Below are 26,908 nucleotides of genomic sequence, written 5' to 3' on the forward strand. Positions count from 1 at the left end.
ACCATAAATCTATAAAATAAAATTCTGTAAGGTTTTTTAACAAAAGCAGGTAGTTAGCCCAAAACATTTTACCTTGAAACAGATCGATAAAAGCTAGAAAGTAAAAATAGCCAAAATACCTACTTTCTTTAGCGTCAATATTTAGATCGAATTACTGTTACAAAAACCAAAGTTTAATAGTAAAACAATGATACTAATAAATGAGGCATTTTGGGGGAAGCAATACCTAAATATAAAACTCAACTCTAGCATAATACTTACCCAAACAAGGTCTAAGTTTCTGATGCTAATATCGAAATCAAAAAATTGATTTTAACCTACAGTATTTTAACTGTAGAACTTAAACAAATATGGTGTTGTTTAAAGGGGAATGTGGGAAACACATAAACCTTATTTAGGTACATAAAACCCCCTAAATCACCCATTAACTCTGGAATAGTACAGAAGCTGGAGTACAAATCAAGTTTTCTGTCAAAGTATTAAAACAAAAAAAATGATCAATTATTGATTTGGTTTTAATATCAGCTTTGATGGCAGAAAATATCTTCAGGCTTACCTTAAGAAAACTGTGCTTTTCCTCAAAGGAAAGCCTGTTGGAAATATCATAAAAATTCAAATTAAACAGTCTGAATAGAAGCTGTAAAAACTTCAAATAGGGAGCGACAAAAATAGAATGACTGTCAAAGCAAGTGGTGGAAGTTCAGTTGCACGTCCGCAACTATATCAAACTGTACCAGCATCAACTATTTCTCAAGCGGAACAACAAGACCGCTTTCTAGGAAAAGGTGAACTAGACGAACTGGCAACATTTTTTAGTTCGGGAGCCAAACGTTTAGAAATTGCTCAAATATTGACCAATAATTCAGAAAGAATTGTTTCTGTTGCCGCCAATACTATTTTTACTGGTGGTTCTCCTATGGCTTTCTTGGAAAAGCCTGATGAAACACCAATGGCCATGAGTGCTGTTGCTGCGACAACAACTTCAGTTTCTGAAGGTATGAAACTGGGTACTGTTACTTATGTGGAGAAAAAGGGTGGAAGTAACCCACTTCAAGGTTTACGCAACCTGTTTACTAATATAGGTGGAAGTAGTGCTGGCCCCATACCTGCTGGTTTCCGACCAATTCCTGTGTCTAAGTATGGCCCCGCTAATATGACTAAATCTTTGCGGGACTTATCCTGGTTCTTACGGTACATTACTTATGCTATTGTGGCCGGAGACCCTAACATTATTTCAGTGAACGTTCGTGGTTTAAGAGAAATTATTGAGAATGCTTGTTCTAGTGCAGCTACTATTGTGGCTATCCAACAGATGCGACAAGCTTCGATTAGATATTTTCAAGACCAGGAAGCTAAGGACATCGTTGCCCAATACTTTGATGTACTTTTAACGGAGTTTCGTGGGGCAACACCTTCTAATAAGCAACGCCAGGGTCAGAGTTCAGATCAGCAAGGTCTAGAATTACCACAAATTTACTTCAATGCTGCGGAAAGGCGACAAAAGTTTGTAATGAAGCCTGGTTTGTCTAACTTTGAAAAACAGGATGTCATTAAAGCAGCTTATCGCCAGGTATTTGAACGGGACATTACCAGAGCTTATCGCTTGAATATTTCCTACCTGGAATCTCAGGCCAAAAACTGCGAAATCTCTATGAAGGAGTTTATTCGTCGTTTGGGCAAATCTCCTCTTTACCGGAAAGAGTTCTATGAAGGATTTGTTAATAGCCGTGTAGTGGAACTGGCTACTCGTCACTTCTTGGGCCGTGGTTTAAGTTCACCAGAAGAGTTTAGAAAATATTTTGACATTGTTACTAAAGGTGGTTTGTCCGCTTTAGTAGATGCTATGGTGGACTCTCAAGAATACTCTGATTATTTTGGGGAAGAGACAGTACCATATTTGCGTGGTTTAGGTCAAGAGGCTCAGGAATGTCGGAACTGGGGAGTACAACTTGACTTATTTAACTACAGTGCCCCTTTCCGGAAGGTACCTCAGTTTGTTACTCTATTTGCTGACTATAATCAACCATTGCCAGATCAGCACGTTTATGGTACTGGTAACGACCCATTAGAAATTCAGTTTGGGGCAATATTCCCGAAAGAAACTCGCAACCCCAAAAATCGTCCTGCACCTTTCGGTAAAGATACTCGTCGGATTTTAATTCGTCAGGGCGCTGGTATTGATAACCAAATTAGTAACCCTGGTGCAGTAGCTCAAAATCCTGGTTCTCTTGGTCCGAAGGTTTTCAAGTTGGATCAACTACCTAGTGGTTATGTTAGTAGTGGTTTCAGTAACTCTGGTGGTAGTAACGGTGCTAGCATTAAGTATTCTGAAGTTTCTACTCAAAAGATTATCGCTGCTGCTTATCGTCAGGTATTTGGTCGGGATGTTTACGATGGTCAACGTCTGAAAAGTGCTGAGAACAGACTGGAAAATGGTGATATCACTCTTCGGGAGTTTATTCGCGCTCTGGCGAAGTCTGACACTTTCAGAAATATGTATTGGACTTCCTTGTATGTATGTAAGGCGGTTGAGTATATTCATCGGCGGTTGTTAGGTCGTCCGACTTATGGTCGTAAGGAAATTAATTCTTACTTTGATATTTGTGCGAAGAAGGGTTTCTATGCTCTGGTTGATGCCATTATTGATGGTAAAGAATATAACGAAGCTTTTGGGGAAGATACTATTCCTTACGAACGCTACTTAACTCCTGCTGGTTTATCTTTACGAAATACAAGGGTAGGCAGTATTGGTGACAAAAATCTGCAAGTTGAGACAGAAACAACACCAAGATTTGTTGAGTTGGGAACTCCTGGGGAAGTTCGCAGCGAACCTGATGTTGAGGTCAGAGTTATCCAAGGTGTTAACAAGCAACGGGAGCAGTCTAAGGTATTTAAGTTAACAAGTACCCAAGATGTGCAACAGTTGAAGTTGGTTATTGCTGCTGCTTACCGTCAGATTTTTGAGCGGGATATCGATGCTTATATAGTTAGGACTGAGTTCTCTTCTCTGGAAAGTAAGTTAGGGAATAATGAAATTAATCTCAAGGAGTTCATTGAGGGATTAGGTTGTTCTCAACTTTATATTAAGGAGTTCTACACACCTTATCCTAATACTAAGGTGATTGAACTTGGTACTAAGCATTTCTTAGGTCGCGCTCCTCTCAATCAAGTTGAGATTCGGAAGTATAATCAGATTTTAGCGACTTCAGGTATTAAGGGTTTTATCGGCGCTATGGTAAATAGTGTTGAATACAGTGAGATGTTTGGTGAGGATACTGTTCCTTATCGTCGTTTCCCAACTCTTCCTGCTGCTAACTTCCCGAATACTGAAAGGTTGTATAATCAGTTGACTAAGCAGAATGAGGATTTGGTTGTACCTAGTTTTGAACCAGTAGCTGTAACAGATCGCAGTTAACAATTAGCAATCAGCACTCAGCACTCAGCACTCAGCAGTAAATGTTTAGAAGATGATTTAAAACCTACCTCTAAAGGCTAATAGCTGTTTGCGGAGCATTCCGTTTGAATTAATATTGTTTCCCCTGCTATAGATTTTTATAGCAGGGGATTTTTTTAGCTGAAGTCATAAGTCATATCATGTCCGAATAATTAGTGATAAAAAAAGCTTTTGTTTGTAGTTGGGGTTTAGCCCGAAGGTAGATATTTCAAGGGCTAGAGCAATTATACGAGCTTTAATTCTAACTATTCAACCGGACATGATATTATATCAAACCCGGCAGTGTCGGTATAAATAAAGCAGAGAAACGAGAAACCGGGTTTATATGAAGTGCCCTACGCTTGCTGAAATCTCTCTCCCATAAACCCGGTTTCTGATAACACTTCCATTGCCAGTTTAAGCATTGATAAATATCCTAACCTATCTGCTAGATGCTACAATAACTGCAACAATACCTATAACAAGAGCGATCGCTAGAAAAACTAAGGTAATAATTAATAACCAATATTGTAGTCGGTATAATTTTCGGAGTTCGCCTAATGCTCCCATGAGGTTAACAATATCATTTCCTTCAGTATCAACAATAAGTTTAAAAGAAGAAGCAGCTTTTAAAGTCCAAACACCAATAAGTATATCAACAACTGCTGGAATGACAACACCTGCATTTAAACTCAATAAACCAATGATTCCAGAAAGAATTCCTCCAGCAATTAGAAAGTAACTGACAAAGCGCATTTTATTGGATAAGTCGAGAATTAGTTCGTTTTGAGATTGATCGAATTCATATTGTTGAGCTTCCATTTTTTGTCTCCTTGGAGTAGTTAAAATTGAATTTAAGTCAGTTTAATTATGCAACATTCTCATACTGTTTCACTTCACGGAAGTCAAAAGTTAAAAGTCAAAAGTCAAAAGTGATATTTAATATCATGTCCGGTAGCATCGGTCTTGTATAGGGAAGGTAAGGAAGAAGGAAGAAGGAAGAAGGAAGAAGGAAGAAGGAAGAAGGAAGAAAGAAGAAGGAAGAAAGAAGAAGGAAGAAGGAAAAACCTTACTAATGCTAGCTCTTTCCCCAACTTTTACACGCTCCGATACCAACGGACATGATATAATATCAAATCTGCTTAATATCATGTCCGGTAGCATCGGTTAGGAGAGAAGGAAGAAGAAAAGGAAAAACCTTACATAAGTTCAATAATTGATAATTGATAATTGATAATTACCTCTCCCTAAAACGGATAGGATTGAATAAAAGGAAAATAAATTCATTGTTTCTCTTGATCTAGTTGGCTTTAAACCTTAATTATTCGTTCATTAATTGATAATTGATAATGGATAATTGATAATTACCTCTGGTTAAAACAGAGAGGATTGAAGATTGGGAAATATCATTTCTTCTCTTGGTCGATTGGATATGGCGAGGAGACCTCGCCATCCCATCCTAACGGAATGCTCCGCAAACGACCGCTTTTTTCCCCTATCCAAGGGGAGGCTTTAAACCACAATTATTTAATTAATAATTAATAATTAATAATTAATTATTCGGTAAATATTTCCTCAACTTTTACACAAACCATACCAGCGGACATAATATAATTCGGTATAAAAAAAATTCATCTTCATCCAATAGCAAATGTTTCTAAATTCTCTTCTCTTGGTCGATTGGATAACGACTGCTTTTACCCTTGAAAGGGGAGGCTAATAAAGCTGAATTATTTAATTAATAATTATTAATTATTCGGTAAATATAGCAATCCTAAATAGTTTGCGGGTAATTAAAAAGTAAATAAAAAATTTGAAACTTCCACCTGTTCCTTGTTCCCTAATACCATTTCTCAAAAACTTTTCTATATTTACTTGAGCAGGGGAGTGTACGGACGTTGCATGCAACGTCCGTACGGAGAAGTAAAAACAAGAATAATTAACTTTAAATTACCTCAAATTAGCAACAAAGTATTTAGTCTGTATTAATTAATTAATAGCTGAAGTGTTACCTAAGTATAGCATTACTTTTGGGAATTGGTATAAAAAGCATTCAATAATGGATAATTGATAATTACCTCTCCCTAAAACGGATAGGATTGAATAAAAGGAAAAATTTTTTCTCTCTTGGTCGATTGGATATGGCGTTTAGCTAGCGCACAACTTTCCGTTCCGGAATGCTTCGCAAACGTTAACGGCTGTCGCCGACATATAAAACGGAGTGGCTCTGCAAGAGCGGGAGACCGTTCGCCATCCCATCCTAACGGAATGCTCCGCAAACGACCGCTTGTTTCTCTTTGAAAGGAGAGGCTTTATACCTTTATTTTTCGGTAATATTTTTGCCACGAATATGCGGAGGATTGCTATACTAGAAAGTTTATCATTGGTATAAAAACTGAGTATCTGTCTAGGATAGTTCGTAGTTGTAGCAAATATTTAGAAGATTAGTCTTAGAAAATTGTATTTTTTGGGAACAGAAAATAAGCATTTTGTAGCAAATATTTATCAAATTTGTATCACAAAATTTGATTTCTTGAGAACAGGAAATAGGAATTTGTAGTATTTTGTAGAATCTATAACAAATATTTATCAAGATTAAGGACAATATCATTTATACTCCGCTAAATAAAAAATGCTAAACTTATAAGTTGTCTAGTAAATAGGGATCAAAGAAGTGGTGACTATATCAATCAGTATAGACATAGACATCTCCAAATAAAGATATATTTTTTTGGATATATATTTTTGGCTGGAGGAGGTAATAGTCAAAATTAACGAGGTACAAGTTCATTAATTGATAATTGATAATTGATAATTGATAATTACCTCTCCCTTTTAGGGAGAGGATTGACGAATAAGGAAAAGATTTATTTTTTTCCCCTTGAAAGGGGAGGCTTCAAGGCGTGAATTATCTAATTATTTAATTGTTTAATTATTAATTATTTCGGTAACATATTTTTAGGATAAAAGTATGAACAACTATTTAGTTAGTGACTTTTAAAAATCTATTTATAGCGTTTCTCAAGTTACTGAGGTACAGTTGTTTTTCTTATTTTCTATTCCCACCGAACCCGAATTACTACTCCCTTACTCCCCTACTCCCCTACTCCCCTACTCCCCTACTCCCTTACTACCCTACTTGCTCAAACCAACGAATTTTGTACCTCACTCTTTTTGGGAATTGCTATATTTCCTAATTCAATGGTTAAATAAAAGCCTTGTTTATTTTCTGGAAATATATAATGCCTAATACCTAAAATTTATTTATAGCCAAAAATTTATTTAACTCTTATTAATCGATTATTAACTATTAAACAAAATCAAAACTATGGAATCAACAACAGAAAACCAATTTTTTATCATTGGTATAGGAATATCTACAGAGAATATTCAACCACTAGAAGATTTTTTTTCTCATCTTCCAGACCAACCTAACGCTACATTTATAATTGTTATAAATGAATCTTCCAGTACATTAAATCAGATAACCCAACTGTTAGAAACAAAAAATTTCATACTCCAGACAATTGAAGATGGGATGACTATCAACTCTCAAGTTGTTTATGTAGTGCCATGGGGAAAAAAACTGCATTTAGAAGGGCGCAACCTATTTTTACAGGAGCTAGACTCAGAGTCTGAATATCCCATCAATGAATTTTTCACATCTCTAGCTCAAGAATTAGAGTGGCGGGCTATTGGTATTCTAATTTCAGACAGTAACAAAGATGGTGTAGAAGGATTAGAAGCTATTGGCAAAGCTAATGGTTTAGCCCTAATGCAATCTCTCGATACAAACCAATTTATGGGTGTCTGTGTCAGTAGCATTTTCTCTGGGTTAGTTGATGAAATGTTGTCTCCTGCGGAAGTCGCTCAACTCATCGATGACATTTTGCAGTTGGCAGAAAATTCATCATTATTGAAGCAAGATCGACAATTACCATTAGTTCATCCCCAACAACTGGAGAGAATATTGAAGTTTCTCCAAACAAGTCAAAACATAGACTTTTCCCATTACAAAACCACTACTATTAGTCGTCGAGTTACTCATCGCTGCAGCTTATCAGAATGTGATACCGTAGAAGACTATATTAATTATCTCGAAAATTGTCTAGAAGAACAAACGAGTCTATGCCAAGCTTTACTGATCGGTACTACCCAATTTTTTCGAGACCCTGATGCTTGGGAATATTTAAGGACAGAAATTTTGCCTGAACTCTTGAACCACCTTCAAGAGGAGAATAAAGAATTACGAATTTGGGTTTCTGCTTGTGCTACTGGTGAAGAAGCGTATTCAATGGCGATGCTAATTGATGAAACTATGCGTGAATTAGGTATATTCCTAAATGTGAAAATTTTCGCTACTGACATCAATCTTCAGGCTTTGGAAATTGCTACTAAGGGCATTTATCCAGGAACTATTGTCAACCACATATCCCCAGAACGCCTAGAAGAATATTTTAACTATGAGACTGGTCATTATCAAGTCAAGCGATCGCTCAGGGAAATGGTGATATTTGCTCCCCACGACCTCACCAAAAATCCAGGCTTTTCTAATATGAGCATAGTTTTGTGCCGTAATGTACTGATTTATATGCAGCCAAGATTACAACAACAAGTTTTGCGCTTACTGCATTTTTCTCTATCAATGCCAGGAATTATGTTTTTAGGTAATACGGAAACGGTTAAAGAATTACAATCAGAATTTGTTACTATCAACTCCCATTGGAAACTTTATCGCAAGCGACGAGATGTCAAACTAGCATCAACTGCTTTGACGACAAGGGCACCAGTTACATTACCTATATTCAATCCTTATAAACCTCAGAGAATTAGTAGATCCAGATTAGATGTAGTATTAGCAAACGTATTTGAATTTGGCTTTGGGGAGCGGAAAATTAGTTGTGTGTTAGTGAATCAAGATAACCGCTTGATCAACGTTTTCTACAATAGTGCTAATTTACTCACAATTCCCATAGGGCCGATCAATTTAGACATCTCTGATGTTGTTCCAGCAGAACTAAGGCTACCGATAAGTACAGCACTGCACCGTATTAAGCGGGAGCTACAGACAGTTTTGTATAGCGGAATTAGGCTTCACCGAAATAATGAAGTAGAAAGTATTACTCTGCGAGTTGGCTACACGCAACAGAGTTCTACGATTGATAAATATTTTATTATATTTATGGAAGTTATGGAAGTAGAAAAGCCATCACAAGTAGCTTTGGAAAATAATGATCATCCAAACAAGTTCCCAGGAGTAGGAGCTGAACTTGCAGAGCAAATCATAGAACTAGAATATGAACTCCAACAAACCAGAGACAATTTGCAAGCAGCAGTTGAAGAGTTAGGAACTATTAATGAAGAACAACAAGTCACTAACGAAGACTTAATGGCTGCCAACGAAGAGCTTCAAAGTACAAATGAAGAATTACAGTCAACAAACGAAGAAATATTTACAATGAATGCCCAGTATCAGGCAAAAATTGAAGAGCTAACTCGGATGGGCGACGATCTAGATAATTTGTTCCGCAGTATAGATATTGGTGTAGTTTTCCTCGACCAAAATCTCAAAATTCGTCTATTTACCCCAGTTACTACCCAAGCTATTAATATTAGAAACAGCGATATTGATCGTCCTTTATCTCATTTTACTCACAACCTAGACTGCCCAGATTTAATGGAAATTCTAGAACAGGTTATCCAAACTCAACAACCAATAGAAAAAGAAGTAACTTTATCTACTACCGGACATCATATACTTATGCGTGTTCATCCCTATCTACGGGAAAATGGTGAATCTGATGGCTTAGTGATAGTTTTGATAGATATTCACCAACTACAACAAACCCAGAATCAACTTACAACCATTAATAATTTGCTGGAAACCTTGTATGAATCTAGTCCTATGGGTTTGTTTGTACTAGACCAAAAGTTCAAAATTTTACGGTTTAATCCAGCTTTAGCTGATATTAACAATTTACCAAGAGCAGAATATTTAGGTAGGAATATCTCAGAAATTCTACCAGAATTCACAAATAGCTTAACTCCCCTCTGGCGTCAGGTATTGGAAACAGGTGAAGTTCTGAGAAATATCCAAGTCAATATTCCTTATAGTAACGATCCTGACAGTGAAGGTTGGTGGTTGGGGACTTATTATCCTGTAGAGCTAGAAAATGACAAGCAAGCAATTGGTGGGATAATTACAGATATTACTCAACTACAGCAAACTCAACAAAAATTATTGGCAAGCCAAAGATTTATCCAACGAATTACAGATTCTCATCCGGGAATTATCAGGATTTTTAATTTAGAAGAGCAGTCTATTACTTATATTAATGGTTCTGTCACACAACTACTTGGTTATACTCCAGATGAAATTATCGAACTCGGAGCAAATATTATATCTACCCTAATTCATCCGGATGATGTGGAACGGATACAAAACCACTATCACAATTTTCCAAATCTAGCAGAGCAGGAAACAATAGAGATAGAGTATCGCCTATGTCATAAAAATCAGCAATGTGTTTGGTTTTTTAGCAGAGAGGTAGTATTTAAGCGCAGTTCAACAGGGAAAATTGTTGAAGTGTTAGGAGTTGATATTGATATTAGCGAAAGCAGACGAGTCATGCAAAACCTCGAATAATATGTAATTAGATCAAGAGTGTGGGAAGTTTGGGGAGGGTGGGAAGTTTGGGGAGTTTGGGGAGATGGGGATATCTAGAAATATTTGGCAATGGCGCTCAGATGGTACATTTTTTTTATACCGAATTATGGCAGTTTTCACTTGGGTAGACCACAGTAGGGACGTTCCATGGAACGTCCCTACAAGGGTTTTTGTTATTCAAGGTGCATTTCATCTTTCTGAAAACCGCTATAAGTCGGTAAGTTATGTTATATTTTTGATTACTTGGCTGGCATTGTCAGGACGCGCCAAACAATAAAACCAGCAAATAAAACATAACCCGCTACTCCTACCCAGTCTTGCCAACTTCCAGATAATTGACTTTCCATAATTTGACGTATTCCCGACATTGTGCGCTCCGCGAAAACGCGAGCTTCTTCAGTCTGGGAAACCATTACCGCTGCGCGTGACAGAGGTGATGTCCTCCCCTTGTGTTGATAAAAATCATATTCTATTATAGTGACTGCGTTTGTAATTGTCAATAGCTATATTAGAAGGCGTGATACCATTTCTCAAAAATCTTGCTATATTTGATTGGGTGGAGGAGGGACGTTGCATAAGGGCGTCCGTACGGGAGTGTGGGAGGTGAGGGGAGAGAAAAAGTAGTGGTAATCTATACTAAAGCTCCTAATAATTGTCAAAAACAGACTTTGAATCTTAGTAACTACTTGACTGTTGAAGTCAAGCCGAAGTATAGCATTAATGCATGGTAATTGGTATTAAATAATCTAGATATGAATTATAAAGATTCACCGCAAACACTAAGTAGGGTTTGGTGAAAAAGTCTTATGGATGAGGGTAGGAGTCAGGAGTCAGGAGTCAGGAGTCAGGAGGAATGGGAATTATAGAGGAGGCAGGAGGAAGAATAGTAAGAGTAATTTTTCTGCCATAATCTACCCAAAATGCTCACTTTTTCGGCTTTATCAACCAAAAAGCTGCTACTTTTTCCAGACCTAAAATTGCTCAAACCTTTATTCGTCAATGCTGTGATATTTAATCAGCAAGCCCTAAGTAGGTGAGTATAAATAAACGTAACGAGCGTAGGGCAGGTTGAATAAACTACATTGGCTTATGTCAAGCTTTTCGGAAGTTCTGGTTTTTCACTACCAATGGCTTTGTTGCATGAAAGTATATAGCTGCCGCACTTGCTTGTGCATATGTACAATAATAACGTGCGGAAACTGCTGTAACTATTGTACAATAGATGAATAGAACATCAATGTTGATGTAGGAAAAGGCTGAAACTTTTGCAAATTAAAGCTTTGAGGTTTAATTTGCCAGCCATAACTATTGTACAATAGATGAATAGAACATCAATAATCACGAAAGAGAGCGATATAGCTGCTGCTAGGCTCCGCCTTTTCCTGACGGAATGCTCCGCAAACATTTCGGCGACAGCCGAAACGCTTTCTCAGCAGAGCAATAACTATTGTACAATAGATAAATAGAACATCAATAATCGTGAAAAAGAGCGATATAGCTGCGGAATGGATGCTCTATCGCTACTTTCATGCAACAAAACCCTGCCAATTCTTAAAGTCATTGACAACTGATAACTGAAACTAACCTCCTACTTTCGACTAGCTCCGGAGTAAACCACACCTCTTTGAGTATCCAACGTTAAAATTGTTCCATCCCGCACGACATTGGTAGCATTCTTGACTCCCACGATCACTGGCAACCCCAAACGTAAACCAATAATTGCAGCATGACTTGTAACACTATCCTCTTCCGTCACCACTCCAGAAGCTTTTCGCATTGCCTCCACAAACTCAGCATTTGTCTGATTAACCACCAAAATTTCTCCTGGGTTAAAATCTCGAACCTCCGTTGCACTGCGAGCAACACGAGCGCGGCCGCTCACAGAACCCTGACCAACTCCAGTACCTTGACCCAAAACAGCAGTTACTACCTCAACTTTAATTAAATCTGTTGAACCTGCGACACCTTGTAAAGTACCCGCAGTCATCACAACTAAATCTCCGTCAACCAATAACCCCTTTTCCTGAGCGACATTAACTGCTGATTGGAAAGTCTGACCCGCTGAAGCTAAATCTAACACCAGTAGTGGTCTTACTCCCCACACAAGTTGTAACTGTCGCGCCACATCCACATGGGGAGTCACTGCTAAAATAGGAGTTCTTGGTCGAAACTTAGATACATTTCGTGAAGTTGCGCCTGTTTTTGTCAGACTCATAATAGCTGCTGCATCTAACTGTTGGGCAATTTGAGCAACAGCTTGACTAATTGCATTGGGGATAGAATGACCTGTATCATTCATACTCGAAACATTGCAAGTGATAACTTCCTGTTCAATGCGTTTGGCAATGGTTGCCATTGTGGCAACAGCTTCTACTGGATAGTTACCTACTGCTGTCTCATTCGATAACATGACTGCATCTGTACCATCAATAATTGCATTTGCCACGTCAGAAATTTCGGCACGAGTAGCGCGGGGGTTATTCACCATACTATCTAACATTTGGGTCGCAGTAATTACAGGAATTCCCATCCGGTTAGAAGTAGAAATTAGTCGTTTTTGCAATAGAGGTACATCCTCTGCTGGTAGCTCTACCCCCAAGTCACCACGAGCAACCATCACTCCATTACACAAAGCCAAAATTTCTTCCATTTGTTCGATCGCTTCGTGTTTTTCTATTTTGGCAATTACAGGAACCTTTTTTCCAGCATTAGCAATTAGTTGTTTAATTTCTAAAACATCTTGGGGGTTACGGACAAAACTTAGTGCTACCCAGTCTACCCCTTGGTCAAGACCAAACATTAAGTCTTTTCTGTCTTTGTCTGTCAGTGCTTTAATTGATAGATAAACCCCTGGAAAATTGACACCTTTATTATTAGAAAGAGTACCACCCACAACAACCCGACAATGTAATTGTTTCTCTGCTTTATCTACTTTCTCCACCAACATTTCTACTTTGCCATCATCAAGGAGAATTTTTGCTCCTTCTGGTACTTCATCTGCGAGAGGTTGATAAGTTACAGAGGACATTTCTTGAGTTCCTGGCATCAATTTACTGGTCAAAATAAACAGGTCTCCACGCTCTAAAGATATGGAACCTGTTTCAAATTTTCCTAATCTAATTTTTGGTCCTTGAAGGTCTTGGAGAATGGCTACTGGTTGATTTAGCTCAAAAGAGGTTTGTCGGATGAGGCGAACGCTACGTTGATGATCCTCATGGGTTCCGTGAGAAAAGTTGAGTCGTAGGGTTGTAGCGCCAGCTTTGATTAGTTCCCGAAGTACATCAGGCTTAGTAGTTGCTGGGCCAATGGTGGCTACTATTTTGGTTCGACGCAGACTATTTTGTATTTCCATGAGTTTAGAGTGTTAGTAGATTAGGTAGGATAAATATCTTGATTTTTAATTATTTATATATAGTAATTAGGCTAGAAACACTTATTTGAAAAACAAAAATTTAGATTTATTTAATAAGACCTCGACCAGTCAGGAGGAGTTTAAATTAAAAATAGTTGATTAACTTCTGGACAAAGTTACATTTTTATCTGTTTGTATCTAGTTTATTAGTTATTATGCTCATAGTTTAAGATTGATATCTTAGACTAGCATAATCAATAGATTTTAGTTGAACTATTAAGGATTACTTTTTTACTTTTAATATTATTAAGTAAACAAAAAGCCTTATTTAATCTAATTAAGTCTTGGGATCTTGATGGAAGCTATGGGGATCACCCTTAACTTTTTTTTATTTTCTCCCTTGACAAAAATGCTAATTATCCTATTTACTTAATATTGTTTCATATATCTTTACAAAAAGTTGTATGTATCTTATGCTACTAAAATAAATGTTAACTAATATTAAGGAATGCAAATAACAATGTTAGAGGCAGGACTGAAAACAACAGTCCCAAGAGAGTTACTTGGCCCTTCTGGAGGCTTAAATACTAATTTACTCATGTTTTTGAGTTCTTTAGGAATAGTTGTTTTATCAACTTGTGGTTACTTTTACTGGCACTTTCCCGGTTGGTGCTGCTTTTTAATGAATGTAGTAGCCTTACATATAGCAGGAACAGTCATTCACGATGCGTCCCATAATTCAGCCCATAAAGACCGCTTAGTTAATGCTATTTTAGGTCATGGCAGCGCTCTACTTTTAGGTTTTGCTTTCCCAGTATTTACACGAGTACATCTACAGCATCATGCCCACGTCAACGATCCAGAAAATGACCCAGATCATTTTGTTTCTACTGGTGGCCCTCTGTGGCTAATTGCAGCTCGCTTTTTCTACCATGAAATCTTCTTTTTTAAAAGACGACTTTGGCGAAAGTTTGAGCTATGGGAATGGTTTTTCAGCCGTTTGGTGGTCTTTATCATTGTAGGCGTATCTATATATTACGGGTTTATCGGCTATATTTTAAATTTCTGGTTTTCCCCTGCTTTAGTAGTAGGTATAGCTTTAGGGTTATTTTTTGACTATTTACCTCACCGTCCTTTTCAAGAACGCGATCGCTGGCTCAATGCTAGAGTTTATCCCAGTGCCATTCTCAATATCCTAATTGGTGGGCAGAACTACCACTTAATTCACCATTTGTGGCCTTCTATTCCTTGGTATAATTACAAACCTGCTTATGAAGTTATGAAACCACTTTTAGATTCTAAAGGTTCTCCCCAATCTTTAGGATTATTGGAAGGAAAAAACTTTTGGAGTTTTCTTTACGATGTTTTTGTAGGAATTAGGTTTCAGAAACATTAAGTAAGCATTTAGCATTCAGCAGTCAGCTATCAGTCTCTTAGAAGTTAGGAGTCAGGAGTCAGAATTAATGGCTTTAATACCATTTTTTAGGTCAGAAATTCTTTTTTTCTCAAATATACATTTCATACAAAGTATTTTAATTGAGCTAACAACTCATAACTAATAGTTGATAGCTGAAGGCTTACTTTTCCTGAAAAATATCAACACTAATTCTTATTATAAAAGGCAATTAATTAATGGCTAATACCTGACTGTTGAATACTTACAATAACTTTTGCCAATTATCTAAACACTAGCACAATTTAATTTTGATATAGCGCGTAGCGCTAGGGAATAGGGAACAGCGGTGCGACCCCGCGTCGGCGTAAGACGCAAGCGGTCAGACCCCGCGCCGCCGACAGCTCGCTTGCGGAATGCTGACCAAGAGAGGGAACGCGCACCAAGAGAGGGAACAGGGAACAGAAGCCTGTAAAAGGGTTTTCCTACGGAATGCTGCGCAAACAGGATTTGAAAATGTCCTAACCTATTTGCGTAGTGCTATAAAACTCCCTTTGTTTACTATTTTGACTAGAGAAAATTGATGAATAAAAATGTAATTATTAGATTATGTCTTTTATTAATTTTTTTAGGAGTAATATTTATAGGATTATGGTTAATACTGCAAAATAGTGACCCTGTTCAACAAGCAGAAATATTAGAAACAGTCTATAGGAAAGGTAACTATATTGAAGCAGGAATTTGGTTTATTTTTGCAGGTGCTTTTGCTATATCTGCGATTAAAAATCGTGAGTTAGTAAGATTACATAGAATAGTCGCAACATTCACATTTTTATTATTTGGTTTATCTGACATTGTAGAAGTACAAACTGGAGCTTGGTGGCATCCTTGGTGGTTATTTGTTTGGAAAAGTTTATGTGTTTTATCTATGTTTTGTTTGCTGATATTCTATTTAAAAATTAGATATAAATAATTTGATAAATATATAAGATTAACAGATAATTTAGGTAGAAATTAGTAGGGTGTCTAGCTTGAAAATGTGGGTGAAAAAACCTAACCCCCCTACTTCTGTACGGACTCCTGTACGGACGTTGCATGCAACGTCCGTACCCTACTCCCTCACTCCCCTACTCCCCTACTCCCTACTCCCTACTCCCTAAAGAAAAAAATGATAAATTTAAGTGGAAAAGTTATTTTAATTACAGGTGCATCTAGTGGTATTGGTGCTGCTACAGTACAAACTCTGGCAAAAGCTGGAGCTAATGTTATTTTACATTACTATCATAAACAGGAAGCAGCAAAAGGTATAGCTGAAAAAATTGGTCAAGATAAATGTTATTTATTAAAAGTAGACTTAGCTGAGAAAAATGCTGCTGTGAAATTGTGGCAAGAGGCGATCGCCTGGAAAAATCATATTGATATTTTGGTGAATAATGCTGGTGTTTTTATCGGTGCTAGTGTAGATGATGAAATAGATGTTTGGAATAATGCTTGGCAACAAACTTTGCAAGTAAATTTAGTGGCAGTTGCCGATCTATGTCGAGAAGCAATTCGTCATTTTCAGACTCGTAACTGTGGTACTATTATTAATATTGCCAGTCGTGCTGCTTTTCGGGGAGACGACTCCGAACATATTCACTATGCTGCTAGTAAAGGTGGTGTTATTTCTCTGACTCGTACTATTGCTCGTGGTTTTGCCAAAGATAATATTTTAGCTTATGCCGTTGCCCCTGGGTTTGTTCGCACTGAGAGAGTAGAAAGTTATCTGGAAGAAGTAGGGGAAGAATTTGCTACCCGCGATATTCCTTTGGGTAAGTTGGCAACACCGGAAGATGTTGCTAATGTGGTAGCTTTTTTAGCTTCTGGTTTATCACCTCATACCACAGGAGCAACTATTGATATTAATGGTGCTTCTTATGTGCGTTGAATTTTGTTTGCGTAGGGGCGGGTTTAACCATAGAGACATTGCATAACAAAAATGCGTTAAACTACCCAGCTTGCAGTCAACAGTGGCGTGTCGCCGTAACGCACCGTTGAGTAGTGGATCGATACGCAATGATGGTGCGTTACGACAGATTGCTAAATCCCTTTCATAGTCTGAATTTAAGCCGTCTAACGCACCCTAATGGACCGTTTCAGCTAAAATAGTGAGTTAGAATTGTCATTGCGTTAGCGAAGCTTTGCGATAGCAAACGATAGTGTTTGCGGAGCATTCCGTTAGGAAAGCAATCTCTAGTAGATTTCCTATTGCACCATTTAAGATGAAACAGTCCACTACAATTTGGCTCCTATGAGTTATTACAGAGGTTTTCATTTCAGTAGACCAGGGATTAGGGTTTTTCAATAATTAATAATTAATAATTACCTCCCTTTAAATAGATTAGGGTTTAGAAAGTTTATCAAGTCTTCCCCACTCCCCCACTCCCCTACTCCCCTACTCCCCTACTCCCCCACTCCCCTACCTGACTCCTGATTTCCACAAATTGCCGCCAAAAGCAACCATCCAATAGTATTAACTCGTAAATCAAACAAACTCACATCAAACATATTAAAAATAGTGCAAGCAGCAAAAGCCACCAAATAACTAAAAAAGATTAAACGGTCTCCCCTAGAATTAACATCAGACCAATTAACAAATAACAAAACTCCCCTCCCCAATATCCAACCCACCCAACCAAAGAAAAACAAAGCAGCAGGAATACCAGTTTCCGCCGTCAACATCAAAAACAAATTATGAGGATGACCGAGCCATGTTTGCATCTGTGCTTCATACAGAGGAGTAAAATTCCGCAGCCCCCAACCGAATAAAGGCTTTTCCCTAGTCATATTCCCAGCAAACTGCCATTGGGTGCTTCGTAAAATGGCTATAGGTCTGTCAAAATTCCGATCTGTGAGTCGTGCCCAAAAGTATTCCGGAACAATAACTCGTAACCATTTATTCAAAGGTACAGGAGCAAAAGCAGCTCCGAAGACAGTTGCCACTGCCGTCATTACCAATGCTACCAACCAATTCCAACCCAGATAAATAGCATAAACTAGACCTGCAAGTACAACTAATAGCCAAGCATTGCGTGAATGAGTCAAAATTAAAGCAACCATATTAGCAATTATTAAAACGGTTAAAAAAACAAACTTTTGACCAGACTTGCTCTGAAAAATATTGCGACCTAAATTTCTGACAAAACAGAAATTAGCCATAAACAATTTATATTGTAGGGGTGAACGGCCGTTCACCCCTACCAATGGTGTATGAGTTGTAGTAGTTTGAACTTGATAAAATTCCTGGAAATTTTTCCATTTTTCAATCCATAAACCCAAGCCTAAAATAAATACAATTGTCAGATAAATTGCTAAAATATTAGCATACATAAATACTGAAGCCATTCTCCCTGGAGGGTTGCCCTGTGGTGCAAGTATCCAACCCAAAATAATTTGTAAACTTAGGAAACCAGACCAACCCAAAAATATTTGCCCGAAACCTAAAATTATCACAGGTACTGAAGAAATAACTATTACCCAAGAAAGTTGTCGTAGTTGTGCCGGAGTTTTAATTAAAGCATTAAAAGCAGCAAAAACTGCAAAAAAGGGTAATAAATTAGCTAATCCTAAAAATGCTTCTTGGCGGTTCCAGGCAAAAAAACTGGCGATCGCTAACCAGACACCTAGACAAGCTAAAGCTATATTCTGGGGACTGCTAATAATATTACGCCATTTTTTTCTAAAAGTGCTAATAACTGCAAAAACGAGAGTTAATATTCCCAGAGTTGGCAACAAAGGGAAAATTAATAATCCTAATTTGGTTAATTTCCACTCTTTATGTAAATAATAGTTAGAATGATAATTCAATTTTCTTTGCTGTTAAGTGGTAGGATATATTTTAAAGTATAGTAAGACATATTGTAGGGTGCGTTAATGAAATGTAACCCACCGCCTATCCCAAATATTTCGGTGCTATTTAATATATGCCAAATATTTCGGTACTATTTGATATATCCCAAATATTTCGGTACTATTTGATATATCCCAAATATTTCGGTGCGTTAGCGACAGCGTAACGCGCGTTAACGCTACGCGACATGTTTGCGCAGCATTCCCTATACGAAAAATGAAATGTAACGCACCGCCTATCCCAAATATTTCGGTGCTATTTGATATATGCCAAATATTTCGGTACTATTTGATATATGCCAAATATTTCGGTGCGTTACGCTGTCGCTAACGCACCCTACAAATTTTGTTACTCTTATTATCATTTAATAACATGAAATTAGCAACAGTTAAACAGTTATTTATCCATCCAGTTAAGGGGTTAACTCCTCAAATTTGTCAGAATATTTTCCTAAATGCAGGTCATGGCATTAGAGGCGATCGCGCATTTGCTCTAATGTTTCTGGACTCTGAAAACTCTAACCCTCCAGAAGTAATACCTTGGATGAGTAAAAAACATTTTGCTGTCCAAAATGACTGGCCTGGTTTAGCTGCTTTAGATTGTAATTTTGACCAGGAAACAGAAGTTTTGACTGTGCGACGGCAAGGGGTTGAGTTGCTTAGGGAAAATACAAGTTTATCTGAGGGGCGCGATCGCCTTAGTGCTTTTTTTACAGATTATTTGAATACTCTGGAACCCAATAAAGGAGCGCGACATCCCCAGAAAGCACCTTTGCAGTTAGTGGGAGATGGAAAAAACAGTCGTTATCCTGACAGGGAACCCGTACATATTTCTATTATTAGTCAAGCAACAATGGATGACTTGGGAGAAAAGACTGGTCAAACATTAGATGTGCGGAGATTTCGTCCTAATGTCGTTGTGGGAGGAATTGATGCTTGGGCAGAATTTGATTTAGTAGGGAAAAAGTTGTGTTTGGGTGAAGCTCAGATTACTGTTACTGCTAAAATTGGGCGGTGTATGAATATTGAAGTTCATCCAGAAACAGGCGATCGTGATGTTCCATTATTATCGGTGCTGAAAGAAAAATATGGTCACGCTCACACGGGGGTATTGGCAACTGTTGATAATGATGGAGCAGTAGCGGTTGGTGATATTTTGGAAGAAGTAATATCATGTCCGGATAATTAGGTATAAATAAGATATTTGGCGATCGAGAGGATATATTTTAATTTTTCCCCTACTCCCCTACTCCCCTACTCCCCTACTCCTCTACTCCCCTACTATCTTAAATTATAAGCGTTTAATCGGACATGGTATAATATCGTGTCCGGATAATTAGTGATACAAAAGTTTTTGTTTGTAGAATTGCTCTAGCCCGAAAAATATCGATATTAGGGCTAGAGCAATTCTACGAGCTTTAATTATCACTATTCAACCTAAGTCCTGTTTTAATAATTTTAACTTTTAACTTTTGACTTTTGACTCGATCTACCATTTTCCCATACTCCCCCAAGCTGCTCCAGAAAAACAACCACCAATAGCACCTAAACCAGCTCCAAAAATTGTTGAAAGGATTGAAGTCCAATCTGCATCAATTCGCATAATTCCAACTAAATCTATTGACAGAATTTGTGGTAAAATTCCACCCAAAATTACCCCAATAATTACTCCTAAAAAACACCCCCAAATTCCACCTAATACAGCACCTCTAATTCCCGATAATTTATTTGATAAAGGTAAAGTTGGCGCACCTAAAATTGGTCCTAAAACAACACCTCCCATAATCCCACCCATAGCACCTACACCTATTGCTGGAATCATACTACTTATTAATATAGATACTAATTCAATCCAAGAATTATTATTCTCATTCAGACTTTCCTGAAACACAAAAACTCCTGCTAAAATTCCTCCAATAACTGTACCTAAAAAAGCTCCCCAAATTGCTCCTAAAAATAAACCTCGTCTACCCCAAACTCGTCCAGAAGTAGGCAGCGCTAAGGGTGGTTTAAAAGCACTCCAAATAGCTCCCCAAATAGTACCTAAAAATCCACCAAATACAACTGCTTGTCCAAACACTCCCACGCGGTTACTAATTCCATAAACAGCGCCACTAATAGCAGCAGCAATAAACCCTCCCCACAGCGCTCCGGTTAAACCTAAACTGCCAGTCGAGAACCCCATAGGAATAATATATTGCCAGGCGATCGCGAAAAAACCTCCCCACAATATTCCCATTATTACTCCACCTAAAACAGCAACGCTACCTTTAATTATTCCTAATACGAGACCTGCTACTGCTGCTGCACACAACACTCCCCAAAAGCTTCCAAAAATGGCATCTTGGGCAACGCCAACAAGACCTTTGCCACCCCCTGCTAGGGGAATTATTGGAACTGAAGGCGGTTTGAATTTGATAGAAACAGGGGTGAGTAAGGGTTGATATTGCCCCATTTTTCGAGTGATGATAATTGGTTTGGGTGGTGCTGGTTTTTTAGGGACAGTAGTTTTTTGTGGCGCTAATGATAAGAGTTTCCGCTTTTTGACCGCAGGTTCTAAATGTTGTTTATTTCTTACTGCTTCCCTTGAGGGAAAAGGGTCTCTTCCTTTTAATAGTTTAGTCCGTTCGCACCACGGACAAGATTTTAAGTGATTTCCATACAAATGCTGATGATTTTTCTGACAAGTTACTAGACTATTCTCTGACTCTCGCAACGCCTTCAACCAAGTTCTCGTATCTGGGCGCAACTCTGGATGTTGATGCCCTAATTCAAAACAGTCAATTAATAATTGTTGTATGCTGGGATGCAAAATTTTCCAATCTGGCGCAAGTGGTGTCGGGCGATAGGGAACTCGCTTTGTACTGTAGGGAAAATGACCTGCTTTGACTCGTGCTTCGAGAGTTGGAGGTTCGCCTCTACCTTTGTAAACTCCAGCAAAAGGGTGAGTTCCCTCCATCAATAGTTGAAATATTAATACTGCTACGCCAAATAAGTCATGTTCGGGTTTGCGGTCAATTTCCCGGAAACTCCGACCTTGTAATTCCGGAGGGGTGAATTCTGGTTTACCGACTGGACAACGGTAAATTTCTAGGGTATAGGGGTCGCGAACTTGAAATGAGTCGGTATCAACTAGGGTGACAAGAGCGGTATCGGTGACTAGAATATTTGATTCGTTGACATCCCCGATGGCATATCCACTGTTATGTAAAGCGTTGACTGCTGCCACTAAGTTACGAGCGGTGCGGTGGAGATAACGATAGTTGAACAGGGGTTTTTGTTGCCGACGGTTTCTAGGGTTGTAGAATATATGTATCGGTTCCGCTCTGGAAACACGAGGCATTAAAAAGCCAACTATTTGGTGTTTGTTATTGGTAGTGCGTAATAGGTCTATAGGCCACGCGATCGCTGAATGTCCGGTTCCCATCGGTGCGTCTGGTGGATGAGAGAACATTACGGTCAGTTTATGGGCATCCTCGTCTGTAGGTTTATGGTAAATTTTGGCCACTAGAGATGGATTTTGTACCACAGAATAGATACGACCTTCACCACCGCCACCAATTGGGTTTTGGGTGTCTAAGGTGATAATTTGTCCACTGAACTGACGTTGCAACCGCATGGGGTTTGGGTAAGTTTTCTAAGAGTATTTTTTAGTTTACAGTATAACCTTAATTTTTCAGTTTAGTTAATTATTTTCTTTCATTTGACAAGTTTGACTCTGGAAAGATTTCTCTAAAATGATTTGTGAAAAAAAATTGTAGGGGTTTCGTCTCCTTTCCCCAAGCTAAGATGGGATTTGGAAACCAAACCCCGTTAGATAAAATCTTACAACATACAGCGGTTTTCAGATTGATGAACCACATCGCCATAACCAAAAACCCCGTAGGGATGTTTTGCTGACGGAAAGTTGTGCGCCAGCAAAACGCTGCGCGACATGGAAAGCGGAGCATTCCGGAACGGAAAACGCATTTTTGCCTGTGCAATGTCCCTACTGTGGTCTAGTAATCATAAAAACCGCTGTAAGCGCGGATTGCTAGATCCCGATTTGTTGCATGAAAACATATAGCTGCCGCACTTGCTTGTGCATATGTACTTTATAATGCGCGGAAACTGCTGTAACTATTGGACAATAGATGAGTAAAACATCAATCTGAGATAGAAAAAAACTGAATTTTTTACCTGTAAAGGTTTTGAGAGTCGATCTGTACCTCCTAACTATTGGACAATAGATGAATAGAACATCAATAATCGCGAAAGAGAGCGATATAGTTGCCGCACTTGCTCTGCGTTTGATGTGCGAACCAAAGCGGAATGGATGTTCTATCACTACTTTTATGCAACAAAGCCGATAAAAACTAAAAGAAATAGTAGTATTATTCGGAACAAAAGGGAAAAACAATAATTGATGTCAAAATTAATTGTCAAAATTTTTTAGCAGCCAGATAGAATTCTAAATTATCAATTATCAATTATCAATTATCAATTATCATTGTAAGTTTATGAAGATTCAGTAAAGATACTGATTTATGATAATTATTTAAGAAGCAGTATGTTATAGTTACTTACAGCAGATTCCAAGTATTTTTAATTTGGATATTAACAATTAAATAAATATTTGTAGTGCAGGATCTTGCTAGCTAAGGGTGTACGTCACGCTTGGTGGAATTAGCTGCAGTGTGCAGTAGCAAATTTGAATTTTGTCAATAGGAGGTTTATTAAGTGTTAAAGACCACTAAAAATTATTTATCATTAATCTTATCAGCATTTTGTTTAACAATTACAACTTTTAATCAAGAAGCTTATGCACTTAACGCTAGAGCTAGTGTAAACTGGACTACTAACAACACCAGTTCAAGGGATACAAATAATGATAGCGGTCGAGTAGAAAGGGCAAATTATACTCTGGGAAATCAAAATACAGAATGTGGTCAGAGAGAAAAGAGTCAAAATCAAAGAAGCTATTCTTATAACTCAAACAGAAATGAAACACTGGCATTGTCCGACTCATGTCAGCAGTCTGGAAAAGTTACAAGAGTTAGAGCTGCCTCTAACATGCAAGTAACAGAACAAAAAGGATCTTACTTCAACTGGCAACTCAATCTTGCTGCAATTGTAAACAGAGAGAATAGAAGCCCATCTGGATCGGCAATTGCTCGTGGTAGGGACCCACAATTCTTTGGTACAGAAACTTTCCTCGATAATATTTTTGATGAGGAAATCACTTTAGAAGCAGGGTCTTCAGTTTTTGCAGAAGATGAACAGGATATGGCTCGTACGACATTCAGTCGAGAATCAACTGTACTAGAAAACCCTATTTTTTCAATAGAGATATTGGCATTAGGACTTTCTTCAGTAGATGCTATTGTTAATTTTAATTCCGATCCAAGTCTTACATTTTCGACTACAGCTTTAGATTTAGAAGCTCTTTTAGAAGATCCGACGAATGGACTTGGAACAAATGATGGTTTGCTATCAGATATATCTTTTAGTTACACTTTGGATCTTTCTCAGTTTGATCTGACTTCAGAGCAAACACTCAGTGGAGGAGGCCAAAGCTTTGCTGAATCTAGAACAGTTCCCGAACCAACCTCCAGTCTTGGTTTCATCGCTCTCGGTGCTGTTGGTGCAGTCTCAACCCTCAAACGCAAAGTCCAATCATCCAAAGAAAAAAGCTAGAAAAAGGTTTTTCATTAATTGATAATTGATAATTGATAATTGATAATTACCTCTGGTTAAAACCATCGGATTGACAAGCTAAGGAAAAAATTTATTTTTTTCCCCTTGAAAGGGGAGGCTTTTAACCTCAATTATTTAATTAATAATTATTAATTACCCGGTAATATTACAGCGGTTTCCGAAGTTATGAGGTACATCTATTGCGGGCTTTCCGGCCTGCACTGCAAGATTTTAACCATTTACCAAGGAAGAAGGCTTTAGTAATCTTGGAGAGAAGGCTTTAGTTATCTTGGAGAGAAGGCTTTAGTTATCTTGGAGAGAAGGAAGAAGGAAGAAGAAGGAAGAAGGAAAAACCTTACTAATTGTAGCTCTTTCCCCAACTTTTAGACAAACGATACCAACGGACATGATATCAATTCTAAATTATCAATTCTCAATTCTCAATTCTCATGACAGGGAGACAGGGAGACAAGGGGATTTTATATGAACAGAACCTCCTGCCTCCTACCTCCTCAATTCTAAATTCTAAATTCTCTTACCAAGGACTACCAACCAGAGTAAACCCCGCCCAATAATAAGGATGAGATAAATTATCATACTGTATATTTGCTAACACCGACGGTAACACCACCGCACGACGCGTTCCACTTCCCCTTAACTCCCCTTTTGTAATAACCACCTTTCCTCGCAACATTGCTAACTGTGCTTGTCTTAACGCCTCCGCCTTAATCTTAGCATTATTCAAATGAGTATAAAATTCTGTCATTAACCCCAATGTACCCTCATCACTCACATACCAAATACTAGCTAAAGCTGACTTGACTCCTGCTGCTACTGCTAACCCCGCAAATCCTAATTCCGCATTTTTGTCGCCAAAAGCAGTGCGACAAGCAGACAAGACTAACAATTCTACTGCTGGTTCATTCCAACCAAACTCCCTAATTTGGTCTAATTTTATTTGTTCGTCACCCCATAACTGAATGTAGGAGGTGCTAGCTACACCGGGTAAAAATTCTGCATGAGTAGCTAAATGAATAATAGGATAAGGATAATTTTTACGTTCATTCAACAAGTTATTACGAGTAAAATCTTCATTGAGGAATTGACGACCCTGCCACAGTTTTTCGGAAATAATGTCTAACTCCACAGGTACTGCTGGTAAAGGACTTTGAGATGTAAATTCACTTGCTCCCATTGCTAATACTTTAGTATCTTCAAGAGAGCGATAATTAGTATCCATTAAACTGACACTGGGAATTAAACTAATACTATATTTTTCAATTAAAAATTGTGACCCATCATGTAATACTGCCAGAGGTAAAGTTCGTAAACCTTCATCCATACTAAATAGTAAAGTATCAATATTTGCTGCTTCTAATTCTGCTGATATAGGTGCGATGAGCCAATCATATAATTGTTGTGCTGATGGCAAATAGCTATCAGTATGACGGCGGGAAGGATTGATAATGTGTGCGCGTAAAGTCAGGGCATTTTTCTTAATTGCTTTGTACTTGGCTGCGGGGATAGTTTTAATAATTGGCTGACCATCTTTGGTATATAATATTATTTGTAATTGGTCTGGATAAGTGTTAATATAAACAACGGCAGATTCTTTTCCGGTTTGAGCTGCCATATCGGTTAAGATTTCTCGGACGTTTTTTGTCCTGAGAAATTGTGACTGTAAATCTACTCCTAAATAATTAGAATATTCGTTGCTACGAGTTTGTTCTAAGATGGTTATTACTTGGTCTGAACTTGTGGCAACTGTGAGAGGATTTGTATTAGGAGTGTCTATTATTTTTAAGATTTGTTGGGTGTCGGTTGTATTGTTGATAGATGATTCTGTCTGACTTTGGGCTGTTGTTGTGTTGGCTGTTTGGTTATTGTTACTGGGAGTAGCTGTCGAAATTATCTCGGAGGTTGTGGTTGTTGAGAAAGTGTTAGTTTCTTGGGAATTTGTGGTGGTATTATTTGTGGAATTGTTCTGGGAATTTGTTTGATTAATAACAGGATTAATATTGATACTATTATTATTATTAGAATTTACTGAGGTATTATCTGTATTTTGATTAACTCTTGGACGTTGGATATTGATAGATTCATTGCCAAAAGTTTGATTAATTTCTCCTATATTTTGCTGACCACCTGCTGTTTGAATATTGATGGCATTATTACCTGCAGTTTGAGTTACATTACCAATTGTTTGTTGACCGCCTGCTGTTTGATTATTATTAGCATTATTGCCGGCATTTTGATTAACATCTCCGATAATATTACCTCCGGCAGTTTGATTGTTATTAGCATTATTGCCGGCATTTTGATTAATATCTCCGATAATATTACCTCCGGCAGTTTGATTATTATTAGCATTATTGCCGGCATTTTGATTAACATCTCCGGAAATATTACCGCCTGCTGTTTGATTATTATTAGCATTATTGCCAGCATTTTGATTAACATCTCCGGAAATATTACCGCCTGCTGTTTGATTATTATTAG

General features: G+C 37.9%; 13 protein-coding genes. 7 read left to right on the forward strand and 6 right to left on the reverse strand.

Annotation, left to right across the window (positions count from 1 at the left end):
* Positions 1–673: 673 nt before the first annotated feature.
* Positions 674–3,415, forward strand: coding sequence for a phycobilisome rod-core linker polypeptide (locus tag ACP6PK_RS30260; RefSeq protein ID WP_426565302.1), 2,742 nt, complete (start codon positions 674–676; stop codon positions 3,413–3,415).
* 459 nt (positions 3,416–3,874) lie between these two features.
* Here ACP6PK_RS30260 and ACP6PK_RS30265 read toward each other — a convergent pair whose 3' ends face one another.
* Positions 3,875–4,255, reverse strand: coding sequence for a hypothetical protein (locus ACP6PK_RS30265; RefSeq protein WP_426565304.1), 381 nt, complete (start codon positions 4,253–4,255; stop codon positions 3,875–3,877).
* 2,506 nt (positions 4,256–6,761) lie between these two features.
* Between ACP6PK_RS30265 and ACP6PK_RS30270 the strand changes: the two genes are divergently transcribed.
* On the forward strand, positions 6,762–10,079 hold the full coding sequence (locus ACP6PK_RS30270) for a CheR family methyltransferase (RefSeq protein ID WP_426565306.1): 3,318 nt from the start codon (positions 6,762–6,764) through the stop codon (positions 10,077–10,079).
* A gap of 260 nt (positions 10,080–10,339) precedes the next feature.
* Here the strand turns inward: ACP6PK_RS30270 and ACP6PK_RS30275 are convergent, their stop codons facing one another.
* Positions 10,340–10,600, reverse strand: coding sequence for a hypothetical protein (locus tag ACP6PK_RS30275; RefSeq protein WP_143437996.1), 261 nt, complete (start codon positions 10,598–10,600; stop codon positions 10,340–10,342).
* A gap of 1,088 nt (positions 10,601–11,688) precedes the next feature.
* On the reverse strand, positions 11,689–13,452 hold the full coding sequence (gene pyk, locus ACP6PK_RS30280) for a pyruvate kinase (protein ID WP_426565308.1): 1,764 nt from the start codon (positions 13,450–13,452) through the stop codon (positions 11,689–11,691).
* A 520-nt stretch (positions 13,453–13,972) separates the two neighbouring features.
* On the opposite strand from pyk, the gene crtR reads away from it, so the two are divergent.
* The 3 genes from crtR (at position 13,973) to ACP6PK_RS30295 (ending at position 16,772) form a co-directional block, all read left to right on the forward strand.
* Positions 13,973–14,848 carry a beta-carotene hydroxylase gene (crtR, locus tag ACP6PK_RS30285; protein ID WP_426565322.1) on the forward strand — a complete coding sequence of 292 codons (876 nt, stop codon included), beginning with the start codon at positions 13,973–13,975 and terminating at the stop codon, positions 14,846–14,848.
* Positions 14,849–15,428: 580 nt separating this feature from the next.
* Entirely contained in the window at positions 15,429–15,818 is a 390-nt protein-coding gene (locus ACP6PK_RS30290; protein WP_426565310.1) for a hypothetical protein, read from the forward strand.
* Positions 15,819–16,013: 195 nt separating this feature from the next.
* Positions 16,014–16,772 (forward strand): SDR family NAD(P)-dependent oxidoreductase, encoded by a 759-nt coding sequence (locus ACP6PK_RS30295; RefSeq protein ID WP_426565312.1) that lies wholly within the window; start codon positions 16,014–16,016, stop codon positions 16,770–16,772.
* Positions 16,773–17,287: 515 nt separating this feature from the next.
* Here ACP6PK_RS30295 and ACP6PK_RS30300 read toward each other — a convergent pair.
* On the reverse strand, positions 17,288–18,691 hold the full coding sequence (locus tag ACP6PK_RS30300) for an O-antigen ligase family protein (protein WP_426565314.1): 1,404 nt from the start codon (positions 18,689–18,691) through the stop codon (positions 17,288–17,290).
* A 415-nt stretch (positions 18,692–19,106) separates the two neighbouring features.
* Here ACP6PK_RS30300 and ACP6PK_RS30305 point away from each other — a divergent pair, with 415 nt between their 5' ends.
* Complete coding sequence (locus ACP6PK_RS30305) at positions 19,107–19,922, forward strand: MOSC domain-containing protein (protein WP_426565316.1); 816 nt, start codon at positions 19,107–19,109, stop codon at positions 19,920–19,922.
* Between the two features lie 300 nt (positions 19,923–20,222).
* Here the strand turns inward: ACP6PK_RS30305 and ACP6PK_RS30310 are convergent, their stop codons facing one another.
* On the reverse strand, positions 20,223–22,352 hold the full coding sequence (locus ACP6PK_RS30310) for a DNA-binding protein (RefSeq protein WP_426565318.1): 2,130 nt from the start codon (positions 22,350–22,352) through the stop codon (positions 20,223–20,225).
* A 1,100-nt stretch (positions 22,353–23,452) separates the two neighbouring features.
* Here ACP6PK_RS30310 and ACP6PK_RS30315 point away from each other — a divergent pair.
* Positions 23,453–24,409 carry a PEP-CTERM sorting domain-containing protein gene (locus tag ACP6PK_RS30315; protein ID WP_094673806.1) on the forward strand — a complete coding sequence of 319 codons (957 nt, stop codon included), beginning with the start codon at positions 23,453–23,455 and terminating at the stop codon, positions 24,407–24,409.
* 535 nt (positions 24,410–24,944) lie between these two features.
* Here ACP6PK_RS30315 and ACP6PK_RS30320 read toward each other — a convergent pair.
* Positions 24,945–26,908 (reverse strand): CHAT domain-containing protein (locus ACP6PK_RS30320; RefSeq protein WP_426565320.1); only part of this gene is annotated, 1,964 nt, incomplete at its 5' end.

This window comes from Dapis hubbardiae BLCC-M172 (assembly GCF_050016015.1).
Lineage (GTDB): Bacteria > Cyanobacteriota > Cyanobacteriia > Cyanobacteriales > Microcoleaceae > Trichodesmium.

Coding starts and splice junctions, on each gene's coding strand:
- ACP6PK_RS30265 (WP_426565304.1), bottom strand. CDS start 4,255: ATGGAAGCTCAACAATATGAATTCGATCAATCTCAAAACGAACTAATT.
- ACP6PK_RS30290 (WP_426565310.1), top strand. CDS start 15,429: ATGAATAAAAATGTAATTATTAGATTATGTCTTTTATTAATTTTTTTA.
- ACP6PK_RS30260 (WP_426565302.1), top strand. CDS start 674: ATGACTGTCAAAGCAAGTGGTGGAAGTTCAGTTGCACGTCCGCAACTA.
- ACP6PK_RS30310 (WP_426565318.1), bottom strand. CDS start 22,352: ATGCGGTTGCAACGTCAGTTCAGTGGACAAATTATCACCTTAGACACC.
- ACP6PK_RS30270 (WP_426565306.1), top strand. CDS start 6,762: ATGGAATCAACAACAGAAAACCAATTTTTTATCATTGGTATAGGAATA.
- crtR (WP_426565322.1), top strand. CDS start 13,973: ATGTTAGAGGCAGGACTGAAAACAACAGTCCCAAGAGAGTTACTTGGC.
- ACP6PK_RS30305 (WP_426565316.1), top strand. CDS start 19,107: ATGAAATTAGCAACAGTTAAACAGTTATTTATCCATCCAGTTAAGGGG.
- ACP6PK_RS30295 (WP_426565312.1), top strand. CDS start 16,014: ATGATAAATTTAAGTGGAAAAGTTATTTTAATTACAGGTGCATCTAGT.
- pyk (WP_426565308.1), bottom strand. CDS start 13,452: ATGGAAATACAAAATAGTCTGCGTCGAACCAAAATAGTAGCCACCATT.